Origin of the sequence: Pseudoalteromonas sp. XMcav2-N (assembly GCF_024124545.1) — a bacterium.
Classification (GTDB): domain Bacteria; phylum Pseudomonadota; class Gammaproteobacteria; order Enterobacterales; family Alteromonadaceae; genus Pseudoalteromonas.
The window spans coordinates 23,350-38,520 of record NZ_JAMXSF010000023.1 but is presented as its reverse complement, the minus strand read 5'-3'; the positions used below and the strand labels follow the sequence as shown (position 1 = coordinate 38,520).

At 46.3% G+C, this 15,171-nt stretch carries 11 protein-coding genes; 3 read left to right on the top strand and 8 right to left on the bottom strand.

The features are described from left to right. Nucleotides 1-39 precede the first annotated feature (39 nt). A complete protein-coding gene (locus NH568_RS21855) occupies nucleotides 40-1,671 on the bottom strand; it encodes a trypsin-like serine protease (protein WP_253110208.1) in 1,632 nt (543 codons plus the stop codon). Nucleotides 1,672-2,016: 345 nt separating this feature from the next. Beyond that, nucleotides 2,017-2,778, bottom strand: coding sequence for a transporter substrate-binding domain-containing protein (locus NH568_RS21850; RefSeq protein ID WP_253110206.1), 762 nt, complete (start codon nucleotides 2,776-2,778; stop codon nucleotides 2,017-2,019). Between the two features lie 545 nt (nucleotides 2,779-3,323). On the opposite strand from NH568_RS21850, the gene NH568_RS21845 reads away from it, so the two are divergent. Together NH568_RS21845 and NH568_RS21840 are read left to right on the top strand one after the other, a co-directional pair. After that, complete coding sequence (locus tag NH568_RS21845; RefSeq protein ID WP_253110204.1) at nucleotides 3,324-3,719, top strand: hypothetical protein; 396 nt, start codon at nucleotides 3,324-3,326, stop codon at nucleotides 3,717-3,719. 356 nt (nucleotides 3,720-4,075) lie between these two features. Further along, nucleotides 4,076-6,649, top strand: coding sequence for a reprolysin-like metallopeptidase (locus NH568_RS21840; protein ID WP_253110201.1), 2,574 nt, complete (start codon nucleotides 4,076-4,078; stop codon nucleotides 6,647-6,649). 61 nt (nucleotides 6,650-6,710) lie between these two features. On the opposite strand, the gene NH568_RS21835 is transcribed toward NH568_RS21840, so the two are convergent. The 3 genes from NH568_RS21835 to NH568_RS21825 all read right to left on the bottom strand — a co-directional run bounded on the left by NH568_RS21835 (nucleotide 6,711) and on the right by NH568_RS21825 (nucleotide 9,575). Then, complete coding sequence (locus NH568_RS21835; protein WP_253110198.1) at nucleotides 6,711-7,733, bottom strand: hypothetical protein; 1,023 nt, start codon at nucleotides 7,731-7,733, stop codon at nucleotides 6,711-6,713. A 4-nt stretch (nucleotides 7,734-7,737) separates the two neighbouring features. Continuing rightward, nucleotides 7,738-8,856, bottom strand: a complete 1,119-nt coding sequence (gene glf, locus NH568_RS21830; protein ID WP_253110196.1) for a UDP-galactopyranose mutase — start codon at nucleotides 8,854-8,856, stop codon at nucleotides 7,738-7,740. Nucleotides 8,857-9,131: 275 nt separating this feature from the next. Continuing rightward, nucleotides 9,132-9,575 carry a DUF2809 domain-containing protein gene (locus tag NH568_RS21825; protein WP_253110193.1) on the bottom strand — a complete coding sequence of 148 codons (444 nt, stop codon included), beginning with the start codon at nucleotides 9,573-9,575 and terminating at the stop codon, nucleotides 9,132-9,134. Between the two features lie 329 nt (nucleotides 9,576-9,904). Between NH568_RS21825 and NH568_RS21820 the strand changes: the two genes are divergently transcribed. Then, nucleotides 9,905-11,089, top strand: a complete 1,185-nt coding sequence (locus NH568_RS21820; RefSeq protein WP_253110190.1) for a cellulase family glycosylhydrolase — start codon at nucleotides 9,905-9,907, stop codon at nucleotides 11,087-11,089. Between the two features lie 83 nt (nucleotides 11,090-11,172). Here NH568_RS21820 and NH568_RS21815 read toward each other — a convergent pair whose 3' ends face one another. The 3 genes from NH568_RS21815 to NH568_RS21805 are packed head-to-tail and all read right to left on the bottom strand — an operon-like array spanning nucleotide 11,173 to nucleotide 15,166. Then, the gene (locus NH568_RS21815) at nucleotides 11,173-11,955 is read right to left on the bottom strand and encodes a glycosyltransferase (protein WP_253110187.1); all 783 of its coding nucleotides are present in this window, start codon (nucleotides 11,953-11,955) and stop codon (nucleotides 11,173-11,175) included. A gap of 53 nt (nucleotides 11,956-12,008) precedes the next feature. Next, a complete protein-coding gene (locus NH568_RS21810; protein WP_253110184.1) occupies nucleotides 12,009-14,441 on the bottom strand; it encodes an ABC transporter permease in 2,433 nt (810 codons plus the stop codon). Beyond that, nucleotides 14,438-15,166 carry an ABC transporter ATP-binding protein gene (locus NH568_RS21805; RefSeq protein ID WP_253110181.1) on the bottom strand — a complete coding sequence of 243 codons (729 nt, stop codon included), beginning with the start codon at nucleotides 15,164-15,166 and terminating at the stop codon, nucleotides 14,438-14,440. The genes NH568_RS21810 and NH568_RS21805 overlap by 4 nt, the downstream gene beginning before the upstream one ends. Nucleotides 15,167-15,171: the final 5 nt, after the last annotated feature.

Here is a 15,171-nt window from a genome sequence, read left to right as displayed (position 1 = left end):
CATTGCTGATAGATTACCTAGGACTGAGCAAAAAAGCGACTAGTTACAGTTGCCTACAGACTTCCATGGGCCCCAGGGACCAGACTGAGCCGGATCTTCGCCCTGCACCCACCACTGCGCTTCGTACACTACACCACTTTTGGCAACCCGGTCTCCCGTGTTGTAAATCGAGCTCGCATTCCAGGCAGGCAGACCCTGACAGTTATCATCCCCACCAACAACCACTTCTTTAGCAAGGGTGCTGCTTTGGCCCTGATCATCGGTTACAGTCAAACGAATTGTGTAGCGCCCTGCTGCGCCATAAGTATGAGTCACAGAAGGCTGAGAGGCACTCTGACCATCTCCAAATTGCCACTGGCTTGACACTATCTGGCCGTTGTCAGTGCTGGTATTGGTCAGGGTAACTGTCAGACCTGACTGAGCCACAGTAAAGCCAGCCACAGGAGCAGGATCGCCTGACCCGTTGCAGTTATCTAACTTCTTCCAGACATTAGGATACAAATCTGGCTGTGCACCCGCAGACCACCAGATAGCCTCGTAGATGCTGCCCTGATAAGACACCTTGTCGCCTAATGCGTATGACACTGAACGGTTCCAGGCTTCAACATCGCATACCGGTGGCTCACCAACAGAGACGACTTTCGATACGCTGGACGTTTGCTGTGCGGTATCAGTCACTGTTAGAGTGACATTGTAATCACCATCGGCCGCATAGGTATGGCTTGGGTTCGCGGCGCTGGAACGATTGCCATCACCGAAGTTCCAGTCATACGCTGTGATCCCCTTGTCATCGGTTGCGCGGTTGGCAAAGCTAACCGTCATACCTGATACCAATGAGCTGAAATCAGCAACCGGTTTGGCATCTGTCGGGTTATCCGGTGTAAGGCCTGTTTTTTGCTCGATCCAGTTGAGATAACTGGTTGTTCTGGTGAATGCGGTTGCACCTGAACAGGCTATGCCCCAGCTGACAGTACCGATACTGTAGAAATCATTCCCGACACGCACGGCATAAGGGCCACCACTGTCGCCATTACACGCTGAACGGCCGCCCTCACCTCCGCCACAAATGACTGAGCCCGGGATATTAAAGCTCAGCTGGCTGCTACAACTGGCATTGGAGATCACTGGTAGCTGTGCTTCACGAAGTACATCGCTCGGACGGCCGCGGTTAGAGGTCAGTCCCCAACCAGAAACCGTTGGATAATCACCAATACCGGCATACTGATCGGCAATGGACTGGGTGGGTAGCTTAGCTGGGGTATACTTGCTTGCCGCCGGAGTGGCCAGGCGTAGCACAGCAATATCATAGCCTGAACGTATCCCGTTCGCACCGCGCCAATTCTCATGCATGATAATCTGAGATACCCTCAGTGTATCGCCATCTCCACGACTGATTGAATGGGCACCAACACGTACTGTCAGGCTAGCCGTAGAAGCATTATCTAAACAGTGTGCAGCAGTAAGTACCCAGTTTTCACTCAGCAAGGTACCACCACAGCCCTGACGTCCATTCATTAACAAAGCAACCTGATATGGCCTTGAATAAGCGGGAGTTTCAATTCCACCAACGACAGATGGAGTAATATCAGGCAGGCCTGACTGTTGCGTATTTGCAGAGACATAACCAGCTGACAGTGACATGACTGCAGCGGCCAAAATTGTAATTTTCATGTTGTATCCTTGTAAGGTTATTGCTCAAAAAGCAATCTAGAAATAATCTGAGATACACATAAAAATCAATAATCATGGTGAAAAAAACAACTGGCACGACCAGCGGAAAATTTAGTTACTCGCTGATCATTAGTTTGTATTTTAAACACTTAAATGTAACAAAAATTTTACAGCGTTGCGTAAGATTGATTGCACTATAACTTCATCTAAATGACGAACAACACTTTTGGAACGGTTTAATTAACAATGACTTAAGTGCATGTTCTCTGAGACCTGAATCGCTTAGAAGCAGCGTGAAAATGCCAGCCAGACAAGGAGGCTTAGTGCTAGATAGGTAGGCGCAAATCAAAGCGGGAGCATGGTGATGCCATATTTGTGGTAAATCTGAGTTATCTCACCTTGTTCCAGCATGTGCCTTAATGCCTGATCTATTTCTCGTTTTAATTCTGCTCTTTTTGGTTGAATGCGCATAGACACAGGTAACTTACTTATTTCATAGACTTCCTTAAAACCTCTGTAAGCAGGATAGTTTGCGATGTAGTAAGCCGCCGTGACATCACCGATCATGATATAATCAAGGCGGGTATGTGCCAGCTGAACTAACAATTCTCTTTCCGAAATATTGTCGTACACTGCAATTTTCCCGGGGCCAAAATGTCGCTCAAATGGTCCGTAGCGATAACCTCTCACACGTCCCATGACCTTGCCATAAAATGACTCAGGTTGCTGTGTAGAATTCGCCTCTTTACGCCCCAACACAACTTCCCGTGAGAAGGCGTAGTCGATACTGTAAATACCGGGCACTCTCGAACTCTGTCGCCAGCTAGGATTCACACCTGGCTCAATATCAATTTCACCAGACTCAAAAGATTTATGTCCCCGGGCAACGGATAGCAGAACAAACTCAAACTCGTGGCCGGTTAACTCGCCAATTCGATCAAAAATATCCTTGAAGATCCCGGCCTGCTCTCCCTTTTCGAGATAATTATAAGGTGGATTGGCACCATGATAGACCAGAACAGAGAAACGTTCGGCCTGAACACTTGCCGACAACAAGGCCAACACCAGTAGCAAATAGTGCACCGCGTTTTGGGTTACTGCACGCATTGGAACGTGCTCAAGCGAAGCAAACCCGAAGGTTTCGAAATATAAGCATGACAATAGGCACTTAATTTTGCGCAAGACAGATCTTAAGCTTAGTTAAGCAACGCGCTTAGGCAAAATTTTATAAACAAAATGTAATACAAACATTGGGTATTCAAGTTATCTGCATAAGAGCAAGCCAGGTTAAATATGAAAATATTCATTAAACGACCCCACACCATAAGTGAGCACACACATACAAACTATAAAAGTCAACAATGAAAGTTAATTTGAATGATTTTTGCACTAAAATAAAATTATATAAATAAAACTTTCTTTATTTCGTCTATTTATCGAAACATAAGTTTCATGATAATGTACCAACATTGGTCCTAAGAAAGACACAGGGGCAGATACCCCATTGGTTTTCTTCAGCTGTGGTAGGGCAAGGCAAACACATATGTCTGCCTGACTACAGTGACTTGTATCAAGCTGTTTCAACGTGCGTATGATTCGAATGACGCACAGGAAACGGGTTGATTAATATCTATCAAAAAGGAAATTTAACCATGAAAAACGCGTTACTTGTTACATTACTCTCACTTGCAAGCACCACAGCAATTGCAGCAGTCGCACCAGGCGAGCACGCGCCTGTCAGAGCTGGATATGCCAGTATTGATGAAGTGATTGAATATGGCAGACAGTATCAGGAGATTAAAGCTCAGCTACTGGAGTCAGGATATCGCCTGCAAGGATGTAATCAGCATGTAATTAACTACTTTGTGCAGCCCGCTTCGCCCGTTTACTTGTATGCACAAACTGAATGTACATACTCTCGCTCCGTTGGCGGAGATTACTCACTGGAAACAGATTATGCCATGGTCAAGATTGATGTGGACTACCATCAGTTCAACCAGCTGTTCCACGAAGGGGCAGTCAACGTGAACTATGTAACGGTTTACTAAGCTAAACCTATACCAATTTGGAGTAAATTAACTTCGCCGAAAATTCGGCATCGCGCTTTGCTCTGAAGACTCAACGGGCTGCTTTTCACACGAGAAGCGGCCTTCGCATACAGCCCTGGATGTGTCCATTAAATTCGTTTAATTAACGTCCCTGCCGCGCCAAACGTTAAGAAATCCCGGCATCTGCGCCAAGCGGTTTCTCAGGGGGAGAGCATGCTCTGATACGCCCTTTAAGAGTAAACGAATAGCGCAGCTCAATATGTATCAGCACTGCTACAAAAGCCAGACAATCTGATACCCCGCAACCCCATCTAACCAGTTACAGTTCTATTGAAGCATATCAATGGGATACAATTATGAAAAAACACCTTATTGCACTGGCCTTGTCACAATTTATGTGTACTTCGGCACTGGCCTCGCCCTCTATGTGGCATACTCTGGAGCAACAGCGGACTGCGGCACAAAGCGCCCAGCGTCACTATCTGTTGGATCATCATGCGCTTTCATCGCAGCTTGAAAAGCTGACTCAAGCGCAGACTATTGAGCTGATGCTCCCCTTACCTAACGGTGAACTGGTTGAGTTTATTGTGAGACCAAATCAGGTTATGGCACCGGAGCTAGCTGGTAAGTATCCGGGGATTAAAACTTTCCGTGGACATGAGAAAGGCAATCCTGCTCATTCTGGCCGTTTCGATTTGGGACCACACGGTTTCTATGGTGTATTTAACCATCAGGGACAGCAGGTGTATCTGGACCCACAACCCCAATCGGGCGAACACCATTACCGCAGCTATCATGACAACAGCCTGGCTCTAAGCAAAAAAGCGTTCAAACAGCACGCCCCCAGAAAACGCAAGAGTGACTTGCATCAGCACCATCTGCTCGAACAAGCTGCCCAAAACAACACACCACAAGCCATACCAAACACACAGATCACTTACCGCATAGCCGTTGCTACCACTGGCGAATACGCTCGCTTTCATGGCGGCACTAAAGAAAAAACACTGGCCGCCGTGGTCACTATGCTCAATCGAATCAATGATGTTTATGAACGTGACCTTGCCATTAAGTTTGAGCTGGTTGCTGACAATGACAAGTTACTTTTTCTTGACCCCGATACAGACCCATTCGCTAACACTGATGAAGACATCGACAAGATCAGTGAACAAATTAATACCCGAATTGGTGCCGACAACTATGACATAGGCCATCTGGTGGGGACTGGTGGTGGCGGTCTCGCCGGGTTCGAAGTGGTCTGTACTGAACTGAAGGCCGAGGGGATAACGGGTAGCGAAACGCCAACCAACGATGCCTTTCATATCGATTATGTTGCCCACGAAATAGGCCATCAGCTGGGGGCAGATCATACCTTTAATGGCGAAGCCGGCGCGTGCGGCGGTAACCGGGCTGAAAACAGTGCCTATGAACCGGGCAGTGGCTCTACCATCATGGGCTATACCGGCATTTGTGACGAGCAGGATCTCCAGCCCAATTCAGACCCTTATTTTCATATTCATTCTTTGGATCAGATGAATCATTACGCCAGAATGTCATCAGGCAAAAACTGTGGTGTGCATACGGAGCGCGGCAATTCACGCCCCGAAGTGAACGCGGGTGCCGACTACACCATTCCGGCCCGTACACCCTTTACCCTCACCGGCAGCGCAACAGGCAAAGCACAGGACACACTCAGCTACAGCTGGCAACAGTTTAACCTGGGCGGAGCGTCAGCCAGTAAAGCTGACGACAGTGTTGATGATGGTAAACGTCCTCTGTTCAGAGCCTTTAATCCGCATAATGCACCACAACGTACATTGCCAAAAATGGCAGACATACTGTCTGGCCAGCCGAGCTTCGGCGAAGCCTATGCAACCACAACCCGCAAACTCGACTTTCGGCTGGTTGTCAGAGATGGTCAGGGAGGTGTCAGTGATGATGCAATGCAAGTTTCTGTGGTTGGCAATGAACAAGGTTTTGCCGTCACCTTACCTGACAGCTCAAGTCAGTGGCGCGGTAATACGCAACTGGTAAAGTGGCACACTGCAGGTACTGAGCGTGCGCCCGTTTCCTGTGAAAATGTCGATATATTGCTTTCCAAAGACGGCGGTAAGACATTTGACATTGAACTGGCCAAACGTATTCCCAACTCTGGCCAGTCTGAGGTACAGCTTAGCAACATCAGCACTGAGCAGGCGCGAATTCAGGTAAAATGCCACGACAATATCTTTTTTGCGGTCAATACGGGCAACTTTAGCGTCAATGCTGACTCAACTGGTGATGTTGCACCTGTAATCACAGGACAAAAGCCCCTGAGCCTCACAGAAGATAGCAGCATACAAATAAAACCCGACGATCTGATATTAGCCCGGGCTGTGACGTTAGATACCCTCACTTTATCCGGCGGGCAAAACTATCAGGTAACGGGTACCACCATTACACCGGCGAGCAATTTTCATGGCGAACTGAACGTGCCTGTTACAGTCTCCAGTGGTTCGTTGACCAGTGCCTCGTTTACACTCAGGGTCACGGTTACACCTGTCAACGATGCACCTGAAGCGCAAAACGATACCTATACCCTTGACTTTGATTCTAAGAATAATTCGCTGGCAGTACTGGACAACGACCAGGATGTGGATGGCGATGTGCTGAAGATCAGCAAAGTCGACTATCGTGGTCAGGGCCAGGTGACTATCAGTGACAATGCCTTGGTATATACCCCGGCCGCAGGCTTTTCAGGCACTGAGACCTTCCGATACGATATTGAGGATGGACAAGGTGGCAGCGATTTTGCGACCGTTACGGTGACAGTAAAAGACAATCCCAATCCGGATAACGGCGGGGGTGACAAAGACGATGACGATTCAGGCTCATTCGGCCCCTGGGCGATGCTAAGTGCCCTGTTATTATTCGGCAGAAGACGCCGCCGTTAATCGCAGAAATGGCCAGCAGCATAAAAATGCTCTGGCCATGATTCATATAAGACAGCCTTGCTTAGGACAGTCTTTCCAGTGCACGTGTTAGATATTGCCCGGACTGTACATCCGCTTTAACTCGCTGCACATTTTGCTTCATCTGGTCAATTTGCTCCGGTGTCAGCTCTGCAAGACGGGTTTTAATGTCACGCAGTGAGCTTACTTTGAAGCCTATCCCTTGCTCTTCAACAAAATCGGCCATAGCCGCTTTATCCCAGATGATAATCGGCATTTCACATAGCAAATACAGCGACAGTTTATGCGGGTTATTGTACTTAAGGTACTGACCCGTCACACCATCACAGGTATCCAGTGTGTTACCATACCAAACCAGACCAAAGTCTCCATCAATGTGATCGATTACTTTATCTGATGGAAAACATCCCTTATAGTCCAGCATGGTATTGTTGATGTTTTTAACTTTCTTCTCATCATAACCAACACCATACAGATCAAACTTGAAGTTACCACGCTCCAGGGCATCCAGCTCATAGACAAACGGCCCCATATTTCCGGCAAAGACCACACGGATTTTGTCATAGTCCGTTGGAGTGCGCTGAGCGTTCGGATTATCCGTATGCAGATAATCAAATGCTTCAATATTGGTGATCTCACTTTGAATATTCTGCTCTTCAAACCAGGCGCGCATCTTGTCGTTGTGTACGATCAGCTGATCCGATTTATTGAGCATATTGATCTCTTTTTCAGAGTGACCATACTTGCCTTTGAGGCTGCGCACATCGTGTACCAGCGTCAGCACTTTGCTGTTTTTAAGTTTGGCGCCCCACAAACAATAGCCATAGAACTTGTTAAACGGGTACTGAAGACACACGGTACTACCCGATTTCAGTCTCAACAAGGCCCAGCTGACACCCAGCGCACTGATCAAGGTACCCAGCACCGAATTTGCGATCCAGGTTTGTTTAAAACCAATGTTTTTCCAGCCATTGTTCTCCAAGATGGTTTCGCAATCCATCTTGGCTTTACCCGCCGCATCAAACTTGGAACGGTAGTTTCTTGCGATATAAACTTTACGACTCATGATGTTATGCCAATTCCTTACTGGTTAGCGCGAGTGCCGCCTCAATGGTGTCATCCATATCATAATATTTGTAGTCCGCCAGACGGCCACCGAAAATAAACTTGTCTGCATACGGCGCAGTCTTTGCCAGTTCCTGATAACGAGCTAACAGGGCATTGTTAGTTTCGTCGTTGATTGGGTAGTAAGGCTCATTGTCTTTACTGAACTCATGCGGATATTCTTTGGTGACCACAGTTTTTTCCTGAGTACCAAATTCAAAGTGCTTGTGCTCCAGGATACGTGTGTAAGGTACGTCACGCTCAGTGTAGTTGACTACGGCATTGCCCTGGTAGTTTTCTTCATCCAGCACTTCTGTTTCGAAATGCAAACTACGATATTCCAGCTTGCCAAACTGACACTCAAAGAACTCATCAATTTTACCCGTGTACAGTACTTTATCTGCCATTTGGTTGTATTTCTCGGCATTTTCAAAGTAATTGACACCCGTTTTAACTTCTACCCCGTCAAGCAGCGCATCAGTCAGAGCATTGTAGCCCCCAATCGGGATCCCCTGATAGCGGTCGTTGAAATAGTTGTTGTCGAAAGTGAATCTAAAAGGAAGTCGCTTAATAATAAAAGCAGGTATCTCAGTGGCCGGGCGGCCCCATTGCTTTTCGGTATAGCCTTTAATCAGCTTTTCATAAAGGTCGCGACCACCTAAAAATAACGCCTGCTCTTCCAGATTTTTAGGCGACAAATCGGCATAAGGCGCACGCTCCTGAGCAATTTTGTCTTTCGCCTGCTGTGGTGTAGTCACTCCCCACAACTGGTAAAACGTATTCATATTAAAAGGTAGGTTATAGAGCTTGTCTTCATGCCTTGCGACAGGCGAGTTGACGTAATGGTTAAACGACACAAAACGATTGACATAATCCCATACCTGCTGATTACTGGTATGAAAAATATGCGCACCGTACTTATGCACATTGATCCCTTCTACCTGTTCACAGTAGATATTTCCGCCAGTGTGATTACGCTTATCAATCACCAGCACTTTCTTGCCCTGATCGGTTGCTTCTCGCGCAAATACAGCGCCAAACAGGCCGGCGCCAACAATCAGGTAGTCGTATTGAGCTTCATTCATTTAAATTTGCCTTTTTGAATCGGTCTTGGGCTCTATCGTAAGCGCAAAACTATATCAGAAAAAGTGAAGAAATGATTAAGCGAGACAGAGGAAATTCGAAAATACGTGCCGATATAAGCACAATGTGGCAAATTTTAATCTGCCTTCACTTTCATCAGAATAAACCAATCACCCTTTGTAACCACCAGTAACTGTGGCGGTACATAAAACCCGGGGCACTCTGGCCAGTATCAGACCGTTAATTAGCAAACCTTATGCAGGAAAAGCGGCTTTTTTTAGGCCGATTGTACTTGCCTGCGAAAGCACCACCAATCCAAGCCCGCAGCACTAAAAATGCCCACCGAGTAACACACCAGATCACTGAGTTTAAAACCAAAACCCAGCACCAAAGCACCAAGTCGGGTATGGCGGATATCATTGAGCCACTGCGCCTGATATAGCTGAGAGAATTCAATAGAAAAAGAAAATACCAAAGCCAGACAGATAATGATTCGGGTGCGCGCCGCGGGCTGAATACAGCAGAACAACCAGAACACCATCATAGCCCACAGTGTGTCTCCTGCATAAAGCGCGAGCAGCTTGGGCAACTCAATAAATGAAGCACGAGAGAGGAGTCCCAGGAGAATCGTCATCAAGAAAAGGCTGATATATAGCGCAATATTGCGCTTAATGATGACCCGGTTCATTGCCTGCTTCATTCGATATAGGTATATCCGCATCTCCCCATTCCCTTTTTGATTTAATTTTTTCAGCGAGGACGATACAAGATTATAGCTATACCCTATAGAGGTCCATCAATTAATATCAAAACACCGTCTTGCTGACTCTGACACAAACACTCAGATTGCCGTTAGAGCTGCATATTGGTGGCCGAATAACACACATCTATCTAATTGCAATACTTAAGGATCAAACCTAGACCAAAGTCTAATCTCAGTGCGCTCAATCTCAGTTATGTTGGATAAGGTCCGCTGGCAATTTGATACCTGCATCTATTCTGATACGCAGCAGATCCCGGCAGACCCAACACATGTAAAGGAGCATTATTATGAGTTATCAACATTTGATCGCAATTTCACTCACAGCCGGGTTGGTATTCAGCCAGGCGCATGCAGCAAGCTGCCAGGGCGTTAATGCCTATCCAGACTGGACACAAACAGACTGGCAAGGCAACCCCAGCCATGCCAATACCAATGACAAAATGCAACATCAGAACAAACTCTATCGTGCAAACTGGTGGACCCGCTCGGAGCCGGGCACCAGCTCAGCCTGGCAATACCTGGGTCGCTGCGATTCGGGTAATCGCATTACGCCCGTTGAACGATATGGCAAGCTGAGTGTCTGCGGGACCGACCTGTGTAGTGAACAGCAAGAAAAGATCCAGTTACGTGGCATGAGCAGCCACGGCCTGCAATGGTATGGGCTTAATAAGTGCCTGACCGATGCCTCTCTGGATGTACTTGCACAAGACTGGCAGGCAGATATCGTGCGTCTCAGCTTGTACGTGCAAGAAGGCGGCTATGAGACCGACCCGGTTGGATTCACGCAGCAAATGAATACCCTGATTGACATGGCAAGCCAGCGCGGCTTGTATGTACTGGTAGACTGGCATCAACTCAACCCGGGCGATCCGAACTATAATCTGGCGCTGGCCAAACAGTTCTTCACAGACGTTGTCAGTGCTAACAAAAACCGGAACAATGTGATTTACGATATCGCCAATGAGCCAAACGACGTCAGCTGGCCAGAAGTTCGCCATTATAGTGAGCAAATTATTCCGGTGATCCGCGCTATCCAACCTGATGCACTGATCCTGATAGGGACACATGGTTGGTCAACCTTTGGCGCCTCAACGGGGGGAAGCGTACAGGACGTCATTAATGATCCAGTGCCATTCGACAACATCATGTACACTTTCCACTTTTACGCGGCATCGCATAAAGACTACCACCGCTCAGTGTTGGATCAGGCATCCGATGTGTTGCCGGTTTTTGTCAGTGAATGGGGCACTCAAAACTACGATGGTGACGGCCCGAACGACTTAATCAGTTCACAAAAGTACATAGACCTGATGAAACGCAAAAAGATCAGCTGGACCAACTGGAACTATTCTGACGATTTTCGCAGCGGCGCAGTTTGGCAAAAAGGAACCTGTAACACTCAGAACTTTGTCGACAGCCAGCTCAAAGAGGCAGGCACCTGGGTCAAGGGCTGGATAGAAGAAGGAAGATAGCAAAGACACAACATTGATAATAAACAAGGGGGCTATGTGCCCCCTCTCACCATATAAAACACTTTATCAGGAAGGGATTTTAATCAACTCAACCCAATTTCTTCATCTTTATACAGCTGATAGAGAAAGTCTTCAAACTGCTTGCCTGGAATTTTTTCCGCAATTAAAGCCGGTAATTCTTCAGCCACAAGCGGCTTATCCCCTTTTTCAAATCGTGACAGATCATCTGCAATAAGCAACTCTCTGACCTCTTGGGGAATAGCAGCATAGTGCAAAATATTACTTTGTTCACGTCGCGAATTGTCCAAATTCAAGAAAAACATATGGTTGTATGTTCCATCCAAGTGAAACTGCGCAAAGTTCAGCTTCTGCACATTATAGTTGAGTAAGGTTTGTTCCGGATAGTACTTACCTCCTTGGCATTGCTCTGTCAGTACAAATGCCGGTTGGTGGCATTTAGACATCACCATAACACCAACATTAAAGTAGTCTTTTTCCCACTCTATATCAGGCATTTTGTTTTTATGGTCGGTGATTTCTTCTGTTTGATCCAAACCGAAATCGGTCTCATACAGAGCCCCAAACGCGCTTTCTGGCACGACTTCCAATAAGTTAGGGCAATGTGGCAAAACCACTGTATCCAGATCTAGATAGATAATTCGATCATACTCATCGAGGTATTTATGTAGTTCAAACTTAGCCCAGTAGGCGGAATAGTCCGTATCTATATAGGGTAAATTCACTTGGTTAATTTCAATGAAATCTGCCCCAATTTTTTGTGCGTACGCTTGATGAGTAGGGATGGTCAACGCCGCCATTTTGGCGTATTTAGTACCTATATTTATGGTAATCACTGCACTTTTCATTTGCAAAGTTCCTTCAGATAGTTTTAACGTTATAGCGCCTTGAAATGGCTAAGTTAATGTTCCTCAAACCCGTTGTTCAATGAACGAGAAGGGGGAGTAGTTACAATCGATAGCAGTGACATAATGCAGGCCAGTACTATAATGGAGACCACTATTGCTGCGCTAATAAACACACCAAGCCAGTCAAAGTCTACGATATTGTTAATGCCAGCGACGTTCTCCTTTACGATGACCAGGCCTGTTACTAAGCTCCCTACTAGCCCTATTGATGCGCTTACAGCATTGCTACCAAGTACAGTTTTGACAATGGTTAAAGGTTTTGCGCCGAGTGCCATACGAATACCCAGTTCAGTGCGACGCATTCGCGTGTTGTAACTCATCACTCCGTAAATACCGATCACAGCAAGAAACACGGTGATTAAGCCAATCGCAATGACAGTAACGATGACGACAAAGTCTCGAAATAGTGTTCGGCTGTGGAATGTTTCTACCGATTCAAAACTATCAACTGCAAACCGACTATCAACCTCTCCCAGTAAATCAACCAGCTGCTGCCTGGACACTCCCATATCAGCTCTCACTACAGCATGAAGGTGAAAGTCATTTGCCGTGGTATAGAGTGTCGCTATATTCTTCTGATGCTGTGGAAAATAGATGTCAGCTGCGATACCAACAATCTTAAAAGGCTGGGAGTTCCCTTGAAAAACAATGCTTTTACCAATCGCATCCGTTTCTCCAAAAAGGGCTGCAGCCAACTTTTTGCTTACCAGTGCAACCGGCTCTTTACTACGGTATTCAGCTTCGCTAAATCCCCGCCCCGATTCAACAGCCACACCAGTGACATCAAAGTAACGATGATCAACCCCCATAGCAGCGACATATACTTGATTGCTTTCCCGCTCTAAAGGGCTAATGGGTACACTTTCCGAGTCATAGAGTATTGGATGTGCATTCGACATGCTGATTGATTCAAAAAGTTCACTTTGAACAAGCATTTGCTCAAATTCGTACATTTTTTGCTTATACGTTTCACTGGACATCCCCGTATCACTGTGTGAAAGCTGGATGTCGTAGAGCCCGGGCATGTTAAAATCAATGTCATGAGAAATATTGTACATTGATGTTTTGAGCAAGCTCACATTAGTTGCAAGCAGCAGGCTTATCAGGAATACCTGACTCACAATTAACCCGTGCCTGACAGTTTTGGATATTTGTTGACCACTGCCTTTACCACTCGACTGCAGGCTTTCTTGCAAACGGCGATAATTGACTGTACTGATCGACACCACTGAAAAAACCAGTGCCAGCAACAGCGCTATGCTAATCGCAATGAAAATATGCTGCCCGCTAAGGTGCAGTTCTGAGACCCGAGGTAGCTGTTCTGCCGCAAATGCCTTTAACAGCGAAAACCCGCCCTGCGCTACCAGTAATGACAGTAAGGCTGCGCTGACAGTCAGGATGGCAGCTTCACTCCAGAGTAAACGAAACAAGTGAATTTTCTTGGCACCCAGTGAAGCGATAATAGAGAGTTCTCTGTGCTTGCTGGCCGTTCTGGACAAAAATAAGTTAGTCAGATTCACACAGGCTATCAGTAGCAATGTAAGTGCACCTATCACCAAGAAAGTGACAAAGGCTTGATTGCCAGCGGTAATCACGTCACGCAGTGATCTTACATTGGTTTTTACCTGAAGATCATTCCAATACTCAATAGCTTGATTATGATGAGAAAAGCTACGAAGTGAGTCTTGGCTAAGTAGCTGCCTGGCCTGGTCAATGGAATATTGATCACTAAGCTCTCCGACAAACTTAAATTCGCCAAAAAAATACTGCCAATTGTCCAATTGCCAGGATGGTAAAGGAGTGTTGCCAAGAGGTAACCAAACTCCGGCATTAAATTTTGTCTCAAAAATACTGGGCTCGTTAAATGCATCCGCAACGACACCCACGATTTTATACTCGGTATCATTGATACTAATGCTTTGGTCGAGTACAGATTCTGCACCGTCATATTGGCTTTGCCAAACCTGATAACTAATCACAGCTTCTGATACTGGATTTGCTTGTGGGCCATTTGTTAACCCACGACCCAGTGCCATCTGAACATCAAACAGCTCAAAGTACTCAGACGTCGTGAATACCGTATCTATGATTGGCTTAGCCTGCATACCCGAATTCACTAGCCGGTCGAAAATCATGATACTCGAATGCTCAAAGACCTCTGAGTCAGTATATAAATCAAGTAACGACTGATAGTTTTGACTTCCCGTCATCAGGAATTCACCCGTAGTCTTTTCTAAGGTATGTTCAACAGCCACCAGTTTGCGACTGTTAGGGTATGGTAGATCGTTGACAAACATACCAAGGTACAGGCCAATCAAACACAGCAATGTGCCCAGAGTCACGGCCAGTGTAAGCACCACAGTCGAAGCAAAGTTCAATTGATACCTTAAGCTATTCCAGGCGTGGGAAAACGCAACTGAATTCATGACGCTTCCTTACCATGAAAGGCATTGGCACCTTGTGGTGCGATACCACTGATGATTTTTCCATCCAAAAGATGAAGCTTATTGGTAGCCATATCGGCGTAACGCGGATCATGCGTTACCATACAAACGGTTGTACCCGCTGCATTCAGGTCAACCAGCAGCTGCATCACAGCATCACCATTTTTTGAATCCAGGTTGCCTGTTGGCTCATCAACCAACAAAATCGAAGGGCGGTTCACCAGTGCCCGGGCAATAGCAACACGCTGCTGTTGTCCACCTGATAATTGCCAGGGTCGATGCTTGCTTCTGTGCACCATATCTACCATTTCAAGGCATTCAGTTACTCGTTCAGAGATTTCCTTACGACTGAAGTTTCTGTCACTATACCTTTTTGGTAACGCAATATTGTCGTACACAGTCAGTTCGTCAATCAAATTAAACGATTGAAAAATAAAGCCAATTTTTTCATTGCGTACTTCTGCTGCCTTACTCAGTGAAAGCTGAGATACATTCATCCCATCGATAAAGTAATCACCCGATGTGCTGGGTTCAAGAAGACCCAGAATAGACAAAAGCGTTGATTTACCGCAGCCCGAAGGACCACAAATAGAAACAAAGTCACCCGCTGCGATTTCCATACTTACACCTCGTAAGGCATGAGTTTCCATTTCTTCGGTGCTGTAAACTTTGGTGAGATTACGTAATTCAATTGTTGGTTTTGACATTGGCT

Excerpts from the sequence above, each read along its gene's own strand:
- NH568_RS21855 (WP_253110208.1), bottom strand. The coding sequence starts at position 1,671 with ATGAAAATTACAATTTTGGCCGCTGCAGTCATGTCACTGTCAGCTGGT.
- NH568_RS21850 (WP_253110206.1), bottom strand. The coding sequence starts at position 2,778 with ATGCGTGCAGTAACCCAAAACGCGGTGCACTATTTGCTACTGGTGTTG.
- NH568_RS21845 (WP_253110204.1), top strand. The coding sequence starts at position 3,324 with ATGAAAAACGCGTTACTTGTTACATTACTCTCACTTGCAAGCACCACA.
- NH568_RS21840 (WP_253110201.1), top strand. The coding sequence starts at position 4,076 with ATGAAAAAACACCTTATTGCACTGGCCTTGTCACAATTTATGTGTACT.
- NH568_RS21835 (WP_253110198.1), bottom strand. The coding sequence starts at position 7,733 with ATGAGTCGTAAAGTTTATATCGCAAGAAACTACCGTTCCAAGTTTGAT.
- glf (WP_253110196.1), bottom strand. The coding sequence starts at position 8,856 with ATGAATGAAGCTCAATACGACTACCTGATTGTTGGCGCCGGCCTGTTT.
- NH568_RS21825 (WP_253110193.1), bottom strand. The coding sequence starts at position 9,575 with ATGCGGATATACCTATATCGAATGAAGCAGGCAATGAACCGGGTCATC.
- NH568_RS21820 (WP_253110190.1), top strand. The coding sequence starts at position 9,905 with ATGAGTTATCAACATTTGATCGCAATTTCACTCACAGCCGGGTTGGTA.
- NH568_RS21815 (WP_253110187.1), bottom strand. The coding sequence starts at position 11,955 with ATGAAAAGTGCAGTGATTACCATAAATATAGGTACTAAATACGCCAAA.
- NH568_RS21810 (WP_253110184.1), bottom strand. The coding sequence starts at position 14,441 with ATGAATTCAGTTGCGTTTTCCCACGCCTGGAATAGCTTAAGGTATCAA.
- NH568_RS21805 (WP_253110181.1), bottom strand. The coding sequence starts at position 15,166 with ATGTCAAAACCAACAATTGAATTACGTAATCTCACCAAAGTTTACAGC.